Here is a 16606-nt window from a genome sequence, read left to right on the forward strand (position 1 = left end):
GTTTTGCGCGGCTGACGACTACTAGGGTGTAGGCCATTCATCTCTACGCTTTTTGAAGAGGGTGCTGCATGCCGAGTCTTCCCATCGTTTCAATACAGCAAGTCAGCAAGTCGTTTGCTACAACGCTGGCGGTCGACAACATTTCGTTTACCGTCCATCGCGGTGAGACGTTCGCGCTGCTGGGACCCAACGGTGCTGGCAAGTCCACCGTTGTGCGGATGATTATCGGGATGTTAGTGCCCGACCACGGCAGTGTGATTTGGTGTAACTCTGCCGGAATGCCAGCAAGGCTGGATCGTTCCCAAATCGGCTATTTGCCCGAGGATCGCGGACTGTACAAGAGCGAATGTGTCGGGCGGATCCTGCGATACTTTGCCCAGTTGCGAGGCATGTCAGCCGCAGAGTCTGCTCGAGCAGCCGATCACTGGCTCGCGCGACTCGATATGCAGCAGCATGCCAAGAGCAAACTCGAAACGCTCAGCAAAGGCAATCAGCAGAAGATTCAAATCGCGGCCGCCCTAGTCCATCGTCCAAAGTTTGCAGTGCTCGACGAGCCGTTCTCTGGGCTCGACCCGCTCAATCAAGAAGTCTTAGTGGAACTCATCGAAGAACTGAAAGCTGAAGGGACAACGATTCTGCTTTCCGCTCATCAGCTCAACCTGGTAGAACGCATCGCCGATCAAGTCGTCTTGATGAACCGCGGCCATGAAGTTCTCAGCGGCACCGTTTCCCAGATCAAAAACTCTGCTTATGGCGGTCGCGTGCTCGAGGTCGAATATCAGTCGGCACTTAGTGCTGACGATCTGGCCCAACTGCAGAATCATCCCGATGTCATCGAATTGCAACCAGGACAAGCGGGGCACATTCGACTTCTATTGGATCCTGCTGCATCGATGCCAACGTGGTTGCCGCGGTTAGCAACTGCTGGCACCTTAGAAAACTTGAACAGCTCACAATTGTCGCTGCACGAAATCTATCTCCGCGCGCTCGGCAACTCAGCCACTCATCCATCCGGCGCTTCCATGTCTTATCAAGAGGTATCGTTATGAGTCGTTCGTCCAGGTGGTCTCCTGTTCTGGCCGTCGCCAAATGGGAGTTCGGCAGATATTACAAGTTGCGTGATCAATTAATCGGCATGATCAGTCTCTTACTCGGCGGTTTAGTCGGAATTGGCTCCGTAAAAATGGCTCAGTACAACTCAGAGATAAAAGTTGCCGTCAATAGCTCCGAACTTCAACTTCAGCTGCCGCCAGATTCCAAACTCAAGCTGGAAGTTTCATCCGAGCCAGTCGAGCAACTCAAGCAGGCTGTGTTAAGTAAACAGTTTGATGCGGCCTTGATCCTCCGCAGTGGGTTACCATCTCAAGCGGTTAGTTTACCCGCTGAGTCAACATCCACTCCGGCAACAAACAATTCGGCAGGAACAGATGCCACCTACGAACTGTTCGTACGCAGCGAACCCACCTGGCTCGACGAACTGCAAGCCCCGCTCAATCAATGGCGATCCAGGCAAGCGATGAGCCAGCAAGGATTGACCGCAGAGCAATTATCGGAACTCCTCGCTCCGGCAACCATGACCGTGACCAACCTGAATCAAACCACCGTTAGCAAACTCGATCGCATAATGGCTCTAATGGTGTTGTTGATGGTGATTCTGACGAGTTGGTTAGGCCTGGCTTACTTCTTGTCCGGCATCAGTGGCGAAAAGCAGCAAAGGGTCACTGAGCAGATTGTTAGTGCCATATCGGCTCAGTCATGGATTGATGGCAAGCTGCTGGGCATAACCGCGGCTTCCATTGCTTCGGTACTGACTCTGATGCTGACCGGCGCGATATCGCTAGCGATGGCCCGCTGGGTCGGTTACGAAATCCCCATTCCTGAATCAGTGGTCCGCGCCAGCCTGATCGGGTACATATTGTTGTACTTCCTCGGTGGCGTGTTTCTCTGGAATTGTTTTTATGCCGCCATCGCGGCCATCATCAACGATCCTAATACCTCGGCTCGATCCGGACTGATGTTTGTGCCGGTGTTGCCGATGGCGGCTTCGGCGATGGCCATGATGAAGCCCGATGGAGCCTGGATGCAAGCGCTGAGTCTGATCCCGGGTTCCTCGGCGACGGCCATGCCGATTCGTCTCTTGCTGACCAACGTGCCAGGCTGGGAATTGGTGCTTTCGCTGGTAGCTTTAGCGGTGGCGATCATCGCGCTGAGGACATTGGCCGGTCGCATCTTTGAGGCGGGAATTTTGTTGGTGGGCAAAGAACCCAGTTGGCTCGAGATACTCTCGTGGACGTTGCGATCGCGTTCGGCTAACTTTTAGCGACATCGCTCCAGAACCGGCGTCACTTCGTATAGAATAGATCGAAGTGAAAAAAGTCAGCTGGACGAACGCAAAGGTTGGATAGTGGCTCAGTACGACGAACAAGCTTTCTTGATGGCCGCCAAAGCTGAGTGTTATCAGCGTTGTTTCCGATTGCCACTAAAGGTCAGTGAACTGATGAAGGCAGGTCGGGCTCAGGATGCTGGTCAACGCTTTGGCCTATGGCTGAATCAGCAAGGGGCCCTGGCGGCACTGAACGAGATCTACGATTGCGAAGTGCAAGGCCAGCGACCGCGGGCTGCGCAGCTGGTTCTCTTTTCCGAAGCGCTGCAGCTCGGACAAATGAACGAAATCGATGTGACTGGTGCCTACTTCGAAGGCTACCAACGCATAGCCCAAGACTATATCAAGTGGGTCGAATCGCTCACTCATGCCAGCTGCGACTCGCAGTTGGCCGAATCTTAAGCTCGTCAGCTGCGTTACCCAAAGAGCTGCTGCAAATCCAACGGAGTGGAACACGGTGCACCTGGCGAGAGTTGCTCGCCAACTTTGGCAACGCTGCGCTGACGAAATTCGCCCGCACCTGGAGAGCGAAACACGTGGATACACTGGGCTTTGACATCCACAATCCAATACTCCACGATACCCGCTTCCGCGTACAAAGCCGCTTTCTCAGTTAGATCTATCTGCAAGCTGCTGTCCGCGACCTCAATCGCTAGCCTTACATCCTCGGCTGTTGGATGACGGTGTCGGTAGCGACCGGCGCGAACCCAGAGCAGATCGGGTTCGGGTTGGCTTTCCAACGCCGACAAGTCCAATCCCGATTGAACACGAACGTGAATGATCTCTCGAGTTGTGGCACGCACAGACCAGTCGGTCAGGAAGTCGACCAAGTCTGCGTGTGGCGGACCCGAAGGATTCGTTTGATGGATTTCCCCGCGAATGAGCTCGATTTTGCGGTTCAAGTGGTCGAACGCTCCTCGCTCGATCATCCGACCGTATTCGGCAACACTCAAGTGCAAGGTTGTACCCATCGATCGATGTCCTTACTTTGGCAGTGTCAGGCGATCCGTATGGGACTAATTTAGACGAGCCACTGGTGGCGCGGTAGATCTTCGATAGGTCGATTTGGCCATGGCTCAAGTGAATTCTTTGTCAAATCAGCCGGTCGGCGGCTGGGCCCAAAAAAACTGCCGCCAAATGAGATTACAATATGCGGCTTGAATGGGTAGCGGCCTATCGATGGTCGACCTGTTCCATGTTTCCTGTCGTACGATTTCAAAACCCCCGGACCACACGTTCCATGCATTCAAGACTAATTTCGCTCGGCCTGCTCTTACTCATGCTCGTCAGCAATAGCTACGCCCAGTTGTCGACCGAGTCCGCCAAGACGGCGCTAGACGACTACCTGGCCAATGGTGACAAGACTTACCAATGGCAGGTTGAAAAAACTGTTGAGAGCAATGGTCTCAAGACTGTTGTCATTAAGTTAAAGTCGCAGACTTGGCGCACGGAAAAAGATGTCGATCGGCCAGTCTGGGAACATTGGCTGGTCGTAACGGTGCCCGCCAAGGTCACGACCGATCATGCGTTTCTGTTGATCGGTGGCGGCAGCCACAATAGTAAGATGCCTGATGGAGCCGATGTCATTACTTCGACGATCGCCCGCACCACGGGCAGCATCGTGGCGGAATTGAAGAACGTGCCCAACCAACCGCTGGTCTTTCACAACGATGGCCAACCACGTACCGAAGATGATTTGATTGGCTACGCCTGGTCGCAGTTCCTGGAAACGGGCGACGCTACCTGGTTACCGCGCCTGCCGATGGTTAAAAGCGCTGTGCGGGCCATGGATTGCATTACGGAGTTCGCCGCTTCGGAAGCGGGCGGTCAGCGAACTGTCAATAAATTTGTGGTTGGCGGCGGATCGAAACGCGGCTGGACAACTTGGATGACTGGCGTGGCTGATACACGCGTCGTTGCGGTAGTGCCAATTGTCATCGATGTTGTGAACGCGGATCCTTCGCTGCGGCATCATGCTGAAGCTTACGGTTTTTGGGCTGAGGCTATTGGCAACTACTACCAGCACAAAATCCTGCAGCGCTTTGATCATCCGCGCATGCAAGAGTTGTACAAGATCGTCGACCCCTACTACAACCTAGATCGATTGACCGAGCCCAAGTTTATCGTCAACGCTGCGGGCGATCAGTTCTTTTTGCCGGACTCATCTCGCTTCTACTTCGATGAATTAAAAGGCGAGAAACTGATGCGCTATGTGCCCAACGCCGATCACGGTTTAAAGAACTCGGACGCGATCGAGAGCATCGCGGCTTATTATCGATTGATCTCCAGTGGCAAGCCACGACCGGAGTACGCCTGGAGCTTTCAGAAAGATGGATCGATTAGCGCAACCAGCCAGACAAAACCTGCCAAGGTCACGCTGTGGCAAGCGCACAATCCTACGGCGCGTGACTTCCGGCTAATGACCATCGGTCCAGTCTTCAAAGACACCGAACTACAGGCCAATGCCGAAGGCGCGTACGTCTCGACCGCACCTGCCAGCAAAACCGGTTGGACGGCCAGCTTCGTCGAGTTCACTTATGATGTTGGCGGCCCCTTTCCGCTGAAGCTGACGACAGCTGTCAGCGTTACGCCCGATACACTGCCATTCCAAGGCATCGACCTGACCAAAGCCGAATACGAACCGGGAGCCAAGAAGGTCAAGATCCAAGCGGGCAATTAAACCCGGCTAATGTGAGGTGGCCAAGATGAGCCAAGTTCGACATGCGAATTTCGGTTGGCTGCATGCGCCGCCGTTCCCGCCGGCGGCTTGTCACTGCTTACTGATCCAGACCAGCACGGGTATCGCGCTGGTCGATACTGGCATTGGTATTCACGACATTGCCGATCCCGTCACACGCATAGGCCAAGCAGCGATCACCGCTGCTGGCTTTCAATTCATTCCATCGGTGACAGCTCTTGTGCAGTTAGCCCATCTGGGAATACAGCCAGAAGCGGTAACGGATGTTGTGCTGACCCATTGCGATCCGGATCATGTGGGTGGCTTGGCGGATTTTCCCCTAGCCCAGGTTCACCTGTCGGCAGAAGAAAAAGCCAGCCTCGATTTGGGTAGCCCGCGATATAGCCCAGCCCAGTTCAGCCACCATCCGGAGTTTATAACTTATGCCGCGAACGACAGCGATTTTTTCGGATTGCCGTCGCGAAGAGTTGAAACATCTTTAGAGCTCGATATTCGCCTGGTTCCACTCTTTGGACACACCCTCGGGCATTGCGGTGTGGCGATCGAGTGTGCAGGCCACTGGACACTGCATGTAGGCGACGCCTATTACTTGCGCGATGAGTTGTTCAACTTGCAGCATCCGGTTGACCAACTGGCCACCCTGCGAGCCGACGACAATAAGCGGCGCGTTCAATCGCTAAATGTGCTGCGGCAGCTGGTCGGACGCACAGATATTCCCCTTTCGATGTGCGGTTATCACGACTCAAGCGAACTTCCTTCTGGAATTCCTTCGCTCGCGGCAGCCATCAGTCAAAAACATTGACATGCCGCCTGACCCATGCTACTTTGTAAGGCAAAGTGAAATTGGTACGGGTTCCTTTCAGGCATTCTCATGGAACTGCACGAGGCCTTAAGGCAGATATCTGAGATTCGCCAACAGATGGCGCAGAGCGAAGTCTTTCGCGGCTTTCGGTCGTTAACCGTTGGCTTCTCAGGCTTGCTTGGTCTGCTGGCTGCGGCCGTGCAGTCGCGATGGGTTATCGATCCAAGCGTTCAGTTGGAACGTTATCTATGTCTATGGATGGGCGTGGCCGCAGTAAGTTTGTTGGTCACCGGAGGTGAGATGATCCGTAAAGCTCGTATGGCTGGCCCGAGCCTGGAACGCGATATGACGGTGTTGGCCGTTGAACAGTTTGTGCCGTGCGTGGCCATTGGAGCTTTGCTGACCCTGTGCATTTATTCCAGTGCACAGCAAGTGGCTTGGATGTTGCCGGGGCTGTGGTCGCTGCTCTTTAGCCTGGGTGTCTTTGCGTCCTATCGTTTGCTGCCTCGGCAAGCACTGTGGATCGGCGTTTATTATGCCGTGAGCGGCTGCCTGTGTTTGGTAAGTGGAAGCAACGAAAATGCGTTTGCGCCGTGGCAGATGGGGCTGAGCTTTGGTGGTGGACAACTGCTGGGTGCGGTCATCTTGTATTGGAATTTGGAGCGCAGGGATGCCGCGTAAGCAGAAGACTAAATGCGAGTTGGAGAATGCGCGACCTGTCGATAATGAAGGTGGTCGATTCTCTTTCGAAGGCCTCGATCGCGTGTTGCACGAGAAGGCCAGGTTGAGCATTATGGCTTCCTTGGCTGCACATGAGCGCGGGCTACTATTCAATGACTTGAAACAACTGTGCACACTGACCGATGGCAATCTGAATCGACACCTGGCCGTCCTGAGCGAGGCAGGGTTGATAGAAATCTGGAAAGGTTCGACGGGTCGTCGACCTCAGACCATGGTTCGCTTGACCACCAGCGGCCGCAAACGCTTTACGGAATACATCAGCATATTGGCCAAGATCGTGGCCGATGCCCAAGCCGAGAGCCAAGGTGATACCCAGCGCGGACTCTCCGGAGGTTGGTCGCCCGCGTAAGGAGGCTCTCTTTTTTATTTATCGACTTTGTGCGGCAAAGTAACGGAATCGCCGAATAACGCTAACTGCAACTGAGAAAGAGGTGTTGAGCATGAAAGTCATTCGCGCTACCGAGATGGGCATGTGCTTTGGCGTCCGCGACGCGCTGCAGATTGCTCGACAGGTTTCCAATCCTTCACAAGTGACGATCCATGGTGAACTGGTTCACAATCCGGCAGTTACCCGGCAGTTAGCACAAGCGGGCTTTCATCAAGCGTCCGAAGCTGACCGAGGTCAGCCTGCTGATACGCCACTGGTGTTGATCACCGCCCACGGCATCAGCAATGCCGAGCGACAGCGGTTGCAAGCCGCCAGTAAACAGCTGATCGATACAACGTGTCCGTTGGTACGGCGAGTTCATGAGGCGGCCATGGAACTGGCAGCCGAGGGACGGCACGTGCTCTTGATTGGTAAGCCTGGGCATGTCGAAGTTCAAGGTGTTGTCGAAGACCTGGTAAGCTACGACGTGATCGCCGATGCAAGCGAGGTTAGGTGTTATGAGAGTCGACACTTGGGCATCGTCTGCCAGACCACTATGCCACCGGACGTAGTGACTGAGGTGTGCGCGCACATTCAGTTGCACAATCCGCTAGCGGACATCCGATTCGTCGATACCGTGTGCCATCCAACTCGCCGTCGGCAATCGGCGTTATTAGAACTGCTGGTACAAGTTGATGCGGTGGTGGTGGTAGGCGGCAGCAATTCCAACAATACGCGGCGACTGGTCCAGCTTTGTCATGAACATCTGAAACCAGCTGTGCAAGTTGAGTCGGCCGAACAGTTGGATCCTCATTGGTTCAGTGATGTACAAACGGTAGGTCTCACGGCCGGCACATCGACGCTCGACGAAACCATCGATGCCGTGGAACGAGCTCTGGAAGCAATCAGCGGCAGGACAGCGGCTGGCCAGGCAATGAGCTAGCCAGCCTTCGCGTCCACGATTCGTCGTTGCCCCATGACTGTTGAAGTAGATCACGCCCCGTTGTGCACCGCTACGGATAGATGGTTGTTAAGGGTTCGTACGTTGATTGAGCAGGTTAATAACCAGCAGCGCGTCGATGGCCGAGAGAAAGTCGTCGCCACTGACATCCACATGCGTATCGGTGGTTGAACCGATTTCGATCAGTGACGGCAAAGTACCTGGACCAACGCTGTTTAGTTGATTGATCACTAGTAACGCGTCGATCGGCGTTATCGCGCCATCATTGTTGACATCACCATGCAGGATCAGGTTTCGCCAGTTCGGAACGTTGGTCAAGCGCACATTGGAACCAGTCTGGTACTGAACGATCTGCCGTTGGTCTATCAGCACTGAATTGTCAGTAATGGTCGGAGTCAGTGCTTGAGCATCAATTTCAATGGGCGTCGCCAGGTCGGCATCGTTAACGATGTTCACCGCGATTGAATGGAGCGGCTGTATTTTGTACTCATCTTGCCCACCGCCACCGAGCAAATCGACCTGTGTTAGTAGGCTCTGATCCAGAGTGTAGCCGATCTCGCCAATGGTGACTCTAGAATCAGCGCCCGCACTGACTTGAATCAGGTCTGCATTATCGGTGCCGTAGAGCGTAGCTCGATCACCACTCTGTTGGAATACGTTTGCCAATATCAATTTGGTTTGTGATGTATCGCCGCCCACTCGCAGCAGGAACACATCACCTGCTTCCGCCTGTACATCCAGGCGCGATAGGCCGTTTTTAGCCAGCGACTGACCGATGAGGTGGGGGCGAATGGTCTGTTCGCTGAGGGAGTTGACTTGCGAAACTAATTCGGCCGGGACTCGGAAAAGACTCTGTCGAAGTGGTTGATTGCTCGTGGTGGTTAGTAACGAGGTCAACATGCCCACCCGAGAAGTTTCGAATTGGTACCACTGATCGCTACCGAGGCCATCCAGGTCTAGTTGTAGATAAGTGATGCTCCCGAGGTCCTGGCTATTCAATTCCGACTTCAGCGCAACTTCGAATTCGAGGTTGTCGGTATTGGCTAGCGACAGAACATTGTCAGTTTCATTCGATTCGGAGATGGCATCTTCTGGGTCGATGAGCAACGCCAATGCGTACTGCCCCGCAGTTGACCAGAATTCATCATCCAGCGCGGGCAGCGTAAATGGAATTGAGTGCTCACTCGATGATTGAGCGTTCAACGTGGCGATTTCCGTTTGTCCCAGCTGGCGGACAGGTCCCGCCAGTCCATCGGGGCCCGTTAACACCAATTGAGCAATAACGTTGCTGGCGTCGCCCACCGAGTCATTGGCTAAATTGAAGCGTGCCGTTGCCGTACCGTTTGGAAGCAGTTGACCGTCGATTGAAAGGCCGGAGGACTGGAGATTGGGCATGATGTCAAAGGAATACCACAACTCTGTCCAAAAGACGGCTGTTTCTAACGTATGGACATGCCCGATTTCCTCGGTGCTGGTCGGTTTGGGGTCCAGGGGCAAGGTGCGTGTACCGTCCAAAAACGGCTGCAATGCGGAGCCCGATAGAGTGACACGTGCGTGGTTGGCAGGGGTCAGAGGGTGTGGCGCGCCTGCGGGCGCGGGTAAGGCGATGGCGAGGTAGTCAAATGGTCCCAAAGAGAAATCAAAAACATGCGCGTGAATAAAGGGATAGCCTTCGACAGGAGTTCCTCCTGGGTTGGTAATACCCTGAATCAGGTAGCTCGTACCCTCGATCTGTCGCAGAACTCCCTGCGAATCATCAAAGCCCGGCAGGGTGATTTGGTTCTGTTCAATCGTCAATACTACATCGGTGCCACGCGGCTTGACGATGAAGTCAATGAGTGCAGAGTCAATATTGAGGCCTTGATTGCTGTTGTTCGCGCGATTGGTTTCTGGAACCTGTTCAGCCACGTCGATAATCATTCCGATCGTGTATTGCTGGTCGCCCAACCAAAACGTTGAAGTAGCATGTGGCAAAGTCAAAATGACCGATTGTTGTTCGTTGCCTTCAGCCGGCATACCGTGCGGGTAGGGGACCGTATTTAGCAGTACGTCATCGGTTGTAATTGTCGAGTCTGCACTGATATAGAAGCTGGCCTTGAAGCTTGGTGCTGGACCTGGGCCGAGATTCTCGATGACATAGTCTAAGTTAACCGACCGAGCATCTTTGCCGTTAAAGTCTGGACCGTTGGTAACAACCAGGCTGGTCGCTTTCAAGTCTGCCGGTGGTGGGTCAAACAGGAACTTGGTTGTAGTGATGAAGTTTAATTCACTGATGTTATGAACATGTCCGCCGAAGCCGGGGCCCGTCGTCAGTCCGGTAGGCAACGTCCATTGCTGTGTGTCGTCCAGGAAGGCGGCCAGTTGACTACCGGAATAGGTCTTCAAAATACTAATCGGGGCGAGTTGTTCAACATGATTCTCGCGAGAAAACCTGGGCAGTGCTACGGTCGTCGTGGCAAAGCTGAAAGGACCTACGGCAAACGAGACTGCGTGAATGTCGGGTGTGGGTATGCCGGGAGCTGTAGCTGGAAAGACTTGGGACTCGGTTACACCAGTTACTAAGACAGAGACTTCAACGCCGCTGAGTGTGCCACGTGTCGGGTCAAATCGTGGCAGTGTGACTCGGTTGACTTCAGCTGTCGTTACCGTGAAAGTTCCGTACGGATGAACAATGACTTGCAGCGAACTGACGTCTACTCCAATGCCTTGCGAGTAGTTGTTCGTTTCATCCGACTCGACAATCCCGTTTTCTTCGTCTACTACCAATCCGATAAAGTACTCGCCATCCCCGGCCCAAAAGGAAGTGCCTGGGGCAGGTAGTCGAATCTGCAGTGATTGAGTGGTAGTCGTCTGGTTGGCTCCCAAACTTGCGATTGTTACTCTGCCCAGTATCAAGTCGACCGATGGGTCAATGTTGGCGTCGCGACTGAGATAAGCCTGCACGCGGAACTGGTTAACGGCCCCACCTGCGTTCTCCACCCGGAAGCTCAGATTAGAAGTTTGTCCGGCTTCCAATGTCTGGCTTGTAAACGCAATTTCCTTGCCCATCAGGTCTGGCGGAATGATGCTTTCCCACTTCAAATCGTAGGTGTTACCAGTGTCACCGAGAAAGACACGCAAGTAATGTGGGCCGCCTGCAGGCAGCACGACACTGATGGACTCGCTGTCGCTTGTCCCAACGCTACGAGCGACTACTTCATTGAACACATTCCGCAGTTGCAAATCAATGTCGCCGTGTTTATGTTGAAACTTCAGCGACACCTGAACATTTAATTGCCCAGTGGGCACTACGATGCGATAGAAGTCATCGTCATACTGAACGCCGAGACCGCTGATCGAACTCAGCCATTGCCCGGAAGGGATCGTGGTGGCCTGACTTTGAGTATCGTTGGGTTCATAACCGTCATCTGCGATTGTCAGTAGGCCGCTGGTGCCATAATGGTGTCCAAGCTTGCCTAAGCCGTGGTCGAAACTGTTCAGTTCTGCATCAAATTCGTTGATTTTATTATCTGGATCGATACTCCAGACAACGCGATAGTTTCGAGGGCTTTTCGACGGCAAAGTAAACGTCAGCGTTGCGTCAGCATTCTTTAATGCACCGATCGACGAAACGACTGCATCACCTAAAAACGTGTCGGACGTGTCGTATTTGCTATCCGTAGACAATCGAAAACGTACTTTGACATTAGTGGCGGTTGCCGTTCCTGCATTGAATAGAGGAGCTCTGACTTGGATTGATTCGCCAGTATGAGGCGTATCATTGCTGATCAGGTTCCCACTGACGGTGCCGAACCATTGATCTCGATTTACTAAGACCGGGCGGTCACTTGGCTTGGTATTCTCTGCCAAGATGTCGTTGATCCAGTTGATGGGGAATGTCAAGGAGTTGTTCAGCTTGACATAGCGGTCGATTCCGGATTGTCCCAGGGGGACGTCGGATCCGTTGGAGAGCACTCCCACAATTTGACCGTTATCTAGATACAATGGGCTGCCGCTGGAACCCTCTGATGTCCACATCCGTGTCGTCGATATACTGAAGAACGAGCGCGGTCCCGTGGGAGAAACCCACGATTGAGGCCAGACAACATAGTTGGTGTCACCTTGGAATTGTTCAACGCCAGAGTAACCATGTTCGGCGGGATAATGTGACACGTTTAAGTGATACGACTGTGGTTGGGGACGAAAAGAAAAGTTTGGCCCTGGGTCTATGGGTTCGTTGATGGCGGTATATCCAAACCAGCCAGTCAGATTTCCGATGTTCCTATCCAGCGCGATGATGCTGACATCGTAATTGTTGCTTTCGCGTCTCGAATAGCTGGAATGCACATAGATGTCTGTGGCCGCTGCTTCGCCAAAAGGTCGATCGAATTCTCCCTTGCGCCCAGGATGTGCGAAAACCCACTCTGCAAACCCACCAAGCGAACTATCAAAGACGCAGTGACCGGCACTTAAGACCTGGAAACTACTGATCATTGCGCCCGAGCAAAAAAAATGTTCATCGGAGGAATCTAACTTTTTGTTACCGTTGATGTCCCATACCGACATGATTTGCACAGTGGCAGACGCTGGAAACGCACTGGTGTCATTAACCGGTTCGAGTACTGCCAACAAGCGGCGTGATTCAAGAGTTTCAAACGACAATTTGCCTTTAGGGGAGGGGCGGCGCTTGTTCTTCGAGCGAAACAGAGGGAATTGCATGGGCTACTCAAAAATGTGGCATGTCTTGACTGGTGGTTGTACTCGAGGCATGAGTATACCCGTTTGCTCCGCCGGGGAATCGGAGGACTCCAACTGGTACCGCGGGGCGATCACCGCACTCTCTATCTCAATAAGCCCCGAAAGTAGTGCAAAGCGGAAAACGAATTACCAGAATTTGTCCAACCGACAAAAGCTCTGACTAGGGCAAAGCTTGATTTCGGTATGAGGAAATGCTCCAATCCCTGCTTGTACGCAGGTAGGCTGGGTCGAAAACCGGAGTTGGACGGGTGGCAGGCGACTGTGGTTTCGGCTGGCGTTTGATTTTTGTCCGTAGATGTCTACTGACAATAAATGCTTTCCCGAGCAAACGACGAAGTTGTTGGAGCCCCTCATGCATTTTCTTCCGCGCCCGAACTCTATGGCTACGCGCCGCTGGTCTACTCGCCGCTTGTTGTTGGAGCAGTTTGAATCCAGACAGTTACTAGCGGCCGACTTGACACTAGCCATGGGCAACGCACTGGCAGTGCAAGACGACGCGCTCAATTCATCCTTACCCCATGAGTCATCACCTGCGATTCTGACAAAGCAATTACCTGGATCGGCCGGTACGCGAGAATCGGACGAAGTGGTGGGACAATTGTTTGGCGAAGGGGAAGGGCCCAATCAAGCGCCGATTATCACCAATGGCGCGGTTGTCAATTTGCCTACGCTGACAGAGGATCAAAACTACCCAGGTCCCGCCTGGCGTGGCGTGTTCACTGTATCGACATTGCTGCGGAACGCAGGTTATGCGGATGTTGATAACACTGATACCTTGTTTGGTTGGGGCATTGCCATCACGGGCTTCACCGGTCGCGGTTACCTGGCATATGCAACGGAACTGGATGGCGCTTGGGTACGAGTCCCTGTAGTTTCCGAAACCAGCGCGTTGCTTCTGGCTACCAATTTTCAAGATAGCGCAGGCTACGTCTTTCCACAGTGGCTGTGTTATGTACCGGATGGTGCTAATGGTGAACAAGTAAGTTTCACCTACCGCGCATGGGATTTGACGAGTGGCATTCCGTCCAATGCCACCCCCAATTCACGGGCCGGAGCTCCGAGTTTCGGAGATGCATCGATTAACGGGGGCTCGACTGCTTATTCAGCGGGTTCGGCCAGTGCTCGACTGACTGTAACCAGCGTCAACGATGCACCGACGATCGCTAACAACTTACAGGTCTGGTTGCCGACGATCAATGAAAATACCATTTCAGCAGCGATCAGCGTGAACTCGTTTTTAATTTCCAGCCTGGTCCATGATGTTGATATTGGAGCGGCTCGAGGCGCGGCCATTGTGTCGATGACAGGTAATGGCAGATGGCAATACTCGACCGATGGCGTGGTCTGGAATAACATCGCTGCAGTCAGTGATACCTCATCTCTGTTGCTGAGCGCGTCCAGTCGTCTGCGCTACCTGCCAAACCTGCTGAACGGCGAGACAGCTTCATTCAGTTTCAAAGCCTGGGATCAAACCAGTGGCTCGCCATCCACAGGTACGGCTGCTTCTTACGGTAATGCTACAGTCAACGGTGGAGTCACAGCTTATTCCGTCAGCACATCTCGCGCGCTGCTGAACGTCACCAGCGTCAACGATGCCCCGACGATGACAAACGGTACAGTCACCAGGTTCATTGCAACCAACGAGAATAGGATCTCTGCGGATAAGACGGTCGATTCGCTCTTGAGTGCGAGTGGGTGGAATGATGTCGACATCGGAGCTCTAAAGGGCATTGCCATAGGCTCAAAATCGGGCTTTGGTTCTTGGCAGTATTCAACCGATGGCGTGACTTGGGTGAACATCGGAACCGTCAGCAGTTCGTCTGCTTTGCTGCTTTCCGGCTCGAGTCGCTTGCGATATTCACCGGACTTGAAGAACGGTGAAACCGCGAGAATCAGCTTCAAAGCCTGGGACCAGAGCAGCGGTATCGCCTCGACCAACGCGGTGCCATCTTTCGGGCGGATAACGCCCAGCGGTGGAACCAGCGCGTTTTCATTGAGCAACGCTCAGGCTACCGTGCAAGTAGTTAGTTTCAACGATGCACCGACGATTGTAAGCACAGTAGTAGAGTTAGCCCCCACCGACGAAGATACGACCTCTAGTCCAACTCAAGTCGAGGCCCTTTTAAACTCAGTGTCCTGGAGTGATGTTGATATTGGAGCACAGAAAGGAATCGCGATCATGTCAGCGACCGGACGTGGCAACTGGCAGTATTCAACCGATGGCACAACGTGGGTGAATGTCGGTCAAGTTTCGCTGGCTTCCGCGCTGTTATTGAACGCTGGTACTCAAGTGCGCTTTGATCCTGATCGCATGGATGCGGTGACTGCCTACCTGAATTTTCGTGCTTGGGATCAAACCTCCGGCATTGCCTCAACCAATACGGCACGTGCCTATGGCAATGCCAATACTACCGGCGGCACAAGTGCTTACTCAGTGGCCACGGCCATCGCGTCCTTGAGCGTACGATGGTTTAATGATGCGCCGACCATAGTCGAAAATGCTGTAGTCGTTATGCAGCCTACCAACGAAAACACCGTTTCTGAATCGATCTTGGTCAGTACGATCTTGAACACGAGCGGTTGGCAAGATGTAGACGCCAACGCGGTCCCGGGGATGGCTATCATCGGTGCCACCGGCACCGGACAATGGCAGTACTCGAATTTTGGATCGATTTGGACTCCTATCGGTCCAGTGGCTGATACGCAGGCGTTGATTTTGGGTCAGACTACCAGGTTGCGATACATACCCAACGGAGTGAATGGAGAAGTAGCCACACTGCGATTTCGAGCATGGGATAGCGGTCTGGTATCGGGAGAGGCACAACCGCTGTACCGCAACGCAACCTTTGTCGGTGGCCGTAGCAATTTTTCAGTTAACGTTGGTACAGTTTCCATCACCGTCAACAGTGTGAACGATGCACCGTTAATCACGGATGGGGCCGTGGTCAATGTGCCGGTGACTGGCCAGGATTTCGTTTCTCCGCCGGTTCTGGTCAGTTCGCTGCTGAGTTCCAGTAACTGGAACGATGTAGATAACGCCGCTGTCGGCGGTATTGCCGTGCTGGAGCTGGGGCGAGCTGGTACTTGGCAGTATTCAGTAGATGGTACAGTTTGGGTCACACTGTCGACCGTCAGCAACTCATCTGCTCTGTTGCTCAGCCCGACTACTCAGCTGCGTTGTTGGCTAAATCTGCTCAGCGCCGAAACACCGACTCTTAGCTTTAGAGCTTGGGATCAAACGACCGGGCAAGCATCAACTGCGGAGCAGTCGGAATACGGCGACGCAACAATAACTGGAGGCACCACAGCTTTCTCCGTGGGTACTGCGCAAGTGGCCATCACCAATGTGTTTGGGGGCGGCGCACCGCTGACCGATATTCTTGCGGAAGCCACGGCTAGACGCCGAGTTGGCCGAGCTTGATAGCTTGGACTGTGGGGCCAATGGGTTTCGTGTGCCAAGCCTTCGGTCCGGACCAACTCAATCTTTGTTCAGGGAAATTTCCGCTTTCGAGGCGGCTCTTGTCAGCCGCCTTGCATGATCAATGGATCAATGTGCGCACCGCCAAGGGCATGTTTCACTTTTAAGTCTTGCGGCTTTCGCATGTCCACATTGCGCGCACATCTCAGGCTTAAGTCGTCCCGATACGAAGAGTGCCCTAATCCCGAATTGGACATGTCGACGTGCTTAGATTTGAGCAAAGAGATTTCATTTTGGGATACCAGAACCATGAACATCTATTCTTATGACGTACAGTTCTCAGCACGCGGCAGTATCGGTCCACGAATCACACGGCCGCATATCAAACCTAGCTCCAAAGTGTTTGCCTCGATTACAGAAGTTAACGCCTCGAATCAGCCCTTTCTGGGCTCAGCGCGTATGACTATTCACAACGTGGTGCCATACGAAGGATACGTTG

11 protein-coding genes are annotated in these 16606 nt (G+C 53.5%); 9 read left to right on the forward strand and 2 right to left on the reverse strand.

All coding sequences use genetic code 11. The features are described 5' to 3' along the window. The first annotated feature begins 68 nt into the window (after positions 1–68). From SH573x_RS02360 to SH573x_RS02370, 3 genes are all read left to right on the forward strand, one after another. On the forward strand, positions 69–1049 hold the full coding sequence (locus tag SH573x_RS02360) for an ABC transporter ATP-binding protein (protein WP_479352686.1): 981 nt from the start codon (positions 69–71) through the stop codon (positions 1047–1049). Next, positions 1046–2320 carry an ABC transporter permease gene (locus SH573x_RS02365; protein ID WP_479352687.1) on the forward strand — a complete coding sequence of 425 codons (1275 nt, stop codon included), beginning with the start codon at positions 1046–1048 and terminating at the stop codon, positions 2318–2320. Before SH573x_RS02360 ends, SH573x_RS02365 begins: the two co-directional genes overlap by 4 nt. 84 nt (positions 2321–2404) lie before the next feature. Continuing rightward, a complete protein-coding gene (locus SH573x_RS02370; RefSeq protein ID WP_479352688.1) occupies positions 2405–2785 on the forward strand; it encodes a hypothetical protein in 381 nt (126 codons plus the stop codon). 14 nt (positions 2786–2799) lie between these two features. On the opposite strand, the gene SH573x_RS02375 is transcribed toward SH573x_RS02370, so the two are convergent. Continuing rightward, positions 2800–3354 (reverse strand): Uma2 family endonuclease, encoded by a 555-nt coding sequence (locus tag SH573x_RS02375; RefSeq protein ID WP_479352689.1) that lies wholly within the window; start codon positions 3352–3354, stop codon positions 2800–2802. 269 nt (positions 3355–3623) lie between these two features. On the opposite strand from SH573x_RS02375, the gene SH573x_RS02380 reads away from it, so the two are divergent. The 5 genes from SH573x_RS02380 to ispH all read left to right on the forward strand — a co-directional run bounded on the left by SH573x_RS02380 (position 3624) and on the right by ispH (position 7934). Next, positions 3624–5063 (forward strand): PhoPQ-activated pathogenicity-related family protein, encoded by a 1440-nt coding sequence (locus SH573x_RS02380; protein WP_479352690.1) that lies wholly within the window; start codon positions 3624–3626, stop codon positions 5061–5063. Positions 5064–5088: 25 nt separating this feature from the next. Beyond that, positions 5089–5883 carry an MBL fold metallo-hydrolase gene (locus SH573x_RS02385; protein WP_479352691.1) on the forward strand — a complete coding sequence of 265 codons (795 nt, stop codon included), beginning with the start codon at positions 5089–5091 and terminating at the stop codon, positions 5881–5883. Positions 5884–5952: 69 nt separating this feature from the next. After that, positions 5953–6564 carry a hypothetical protein gene (locus SH573x_RS02390; protein WP_479352692.1) on the forward strand — a complete coding sequence of 204 codons (612 nt, stop codon included), beginning with the start codon at positions 5953–5955 and terminating at the stop codon, positions 6562–6564. Continuing rightward, the gene (locus SH573x_RS02395) at positions 6554–6973 is read left to right on the forward strand and encodes a transcriptional regulator (RefSeq protein ID WP_479352693.1); all 420 of its coding nucleotides are present in this window, start codon (positions 6554–6556) and stop codon (positions 6971–6973) included. The genes SH573x_RS02390 and SH573x_RS02395 overlap by 11 nt, the downstream gene beginning before the upstream one ends. A gap of 91 nt (positions 6974–7064) precedes the next feature. Beyond that, the gene (ispH, locus tag SH573x_RS02400) at positions 7065–7934 is read left to right on the forward strand and encodes a 4-hydroxy-3-methylbut-2-enyl diphosphate reductase (RefSeq protein ID WP_479352694.1); all 870 of its coding nucleotides are present in this window, start codon (positions 7065–7067) and stop codon (positions 7932–7934) included. A gap of 87 nt (positions 7935–8021) precedes the next feature. Here the strand turns inward: ispH and SH573x_RS02405 are convergent, their stop codons facing one another. Beyond that, positions 8022–12650 (reverse strand): CARDB domain-containing protein, encoded by a 4629-nt coding sequence (locus SH573x_RS02405; RefSeq protein WP_479352695.1) that lies wholly within the window; start codon positions 12648–12650, stop codon positions 8022–8024. A 391-nt stretch (positions 12651–13041) separates the two neighbouring features. Between SH573x_RS02405 and SH573x_RS02410 the strand changes: the two genes are divergently transcribed. Next, entirely contained in the window at positions 13042–16110 is a 3069-nt protein-coding gene (locus tag SH573x_RS02410; protein WP_479352696.1) for a hypothetical protein, read from the forward strand. The last annotated feature ends 496 nt before the right edge of the window (positions 16111–16606 follow it).

This window comes from Rania fehmarnensis, assembly GCF_056494185.1.

Excerpts from the sequence above, each read along its gene's own strand:
- SH573x_RS02360 (WP_479352686.1), top strand. The coding sequence starts at position 69 with ATGCCGAGTCTTCCCATCGTTTCAATACAGCAAGTCAGCAAGTCGTTT.
- SH573x_RS02365 (WP_479352687.1), top strand. The coding sequence starts at position 1,046 with ATGAGTCGTTCGTCCAGGTGGTCTCCTGTTCTGGCCGTCGCCAAATGG.
- SH573x_RS02375 (WP_479352689.1), bottom strand. The coding sequence starts at position 3,354 with ATGGGTACAACCTTGCACTTGAGTGTTGCCGAATACGGTCGGATGATC.
- SH573x_RS02380 (WP_479352690.1), top strand. The coding sequence starts at position 3,624 with ATGCATTCAAGACTAATTTCGCTCGGCCTGCTCTTACTCATGCTCGTC.
- SH573x_RS02385 (WP_479352691.1), top strand. The coding sequence starts at position 5,089 with ATGAGCCAAGTTCGACATGCGAATTTCGGTTGGCTGCATGCGCCGCCG.
- SH573x_RS02390 (WP_479352692.1), top strand. The coding sequence starts at position 5,953 with ATGGAACTGCACGAGGCCTTAAGGCAGATATCTGAGATTCGCCAACAG.
- SH573x_RS02395 (WP_479352693.1), top strand. The coding sequence starts at position 6,554 with ATGCCGCGTAAGCAGAAGACTAAATGCGAGTTGGAGAATGCGCGACCT.
- ispH (WP_479352694.1), top strand. The coding sequence starts at position 7,065 with ATGAAAGTCATTCGCGCTACCGAGATGGGCATGTGCTTTGGCGTCCGC.
- SH573x_RS02405 (WP_479352695.1), bottom strand. The coding sequence starts at position 12,650 with ATGCAATTCCCTCTGTTTCGCTCGAAGAACAAGCGCCGCCCCTCCCCT.
- SH573x_RS02410 (WP_479352696.1), top strand. The coding sequence starts at position 13,042 with ATGCATTTTCTTCCGCGCCCGAACTCTATGGCTACGCGCCGCTGGTCT.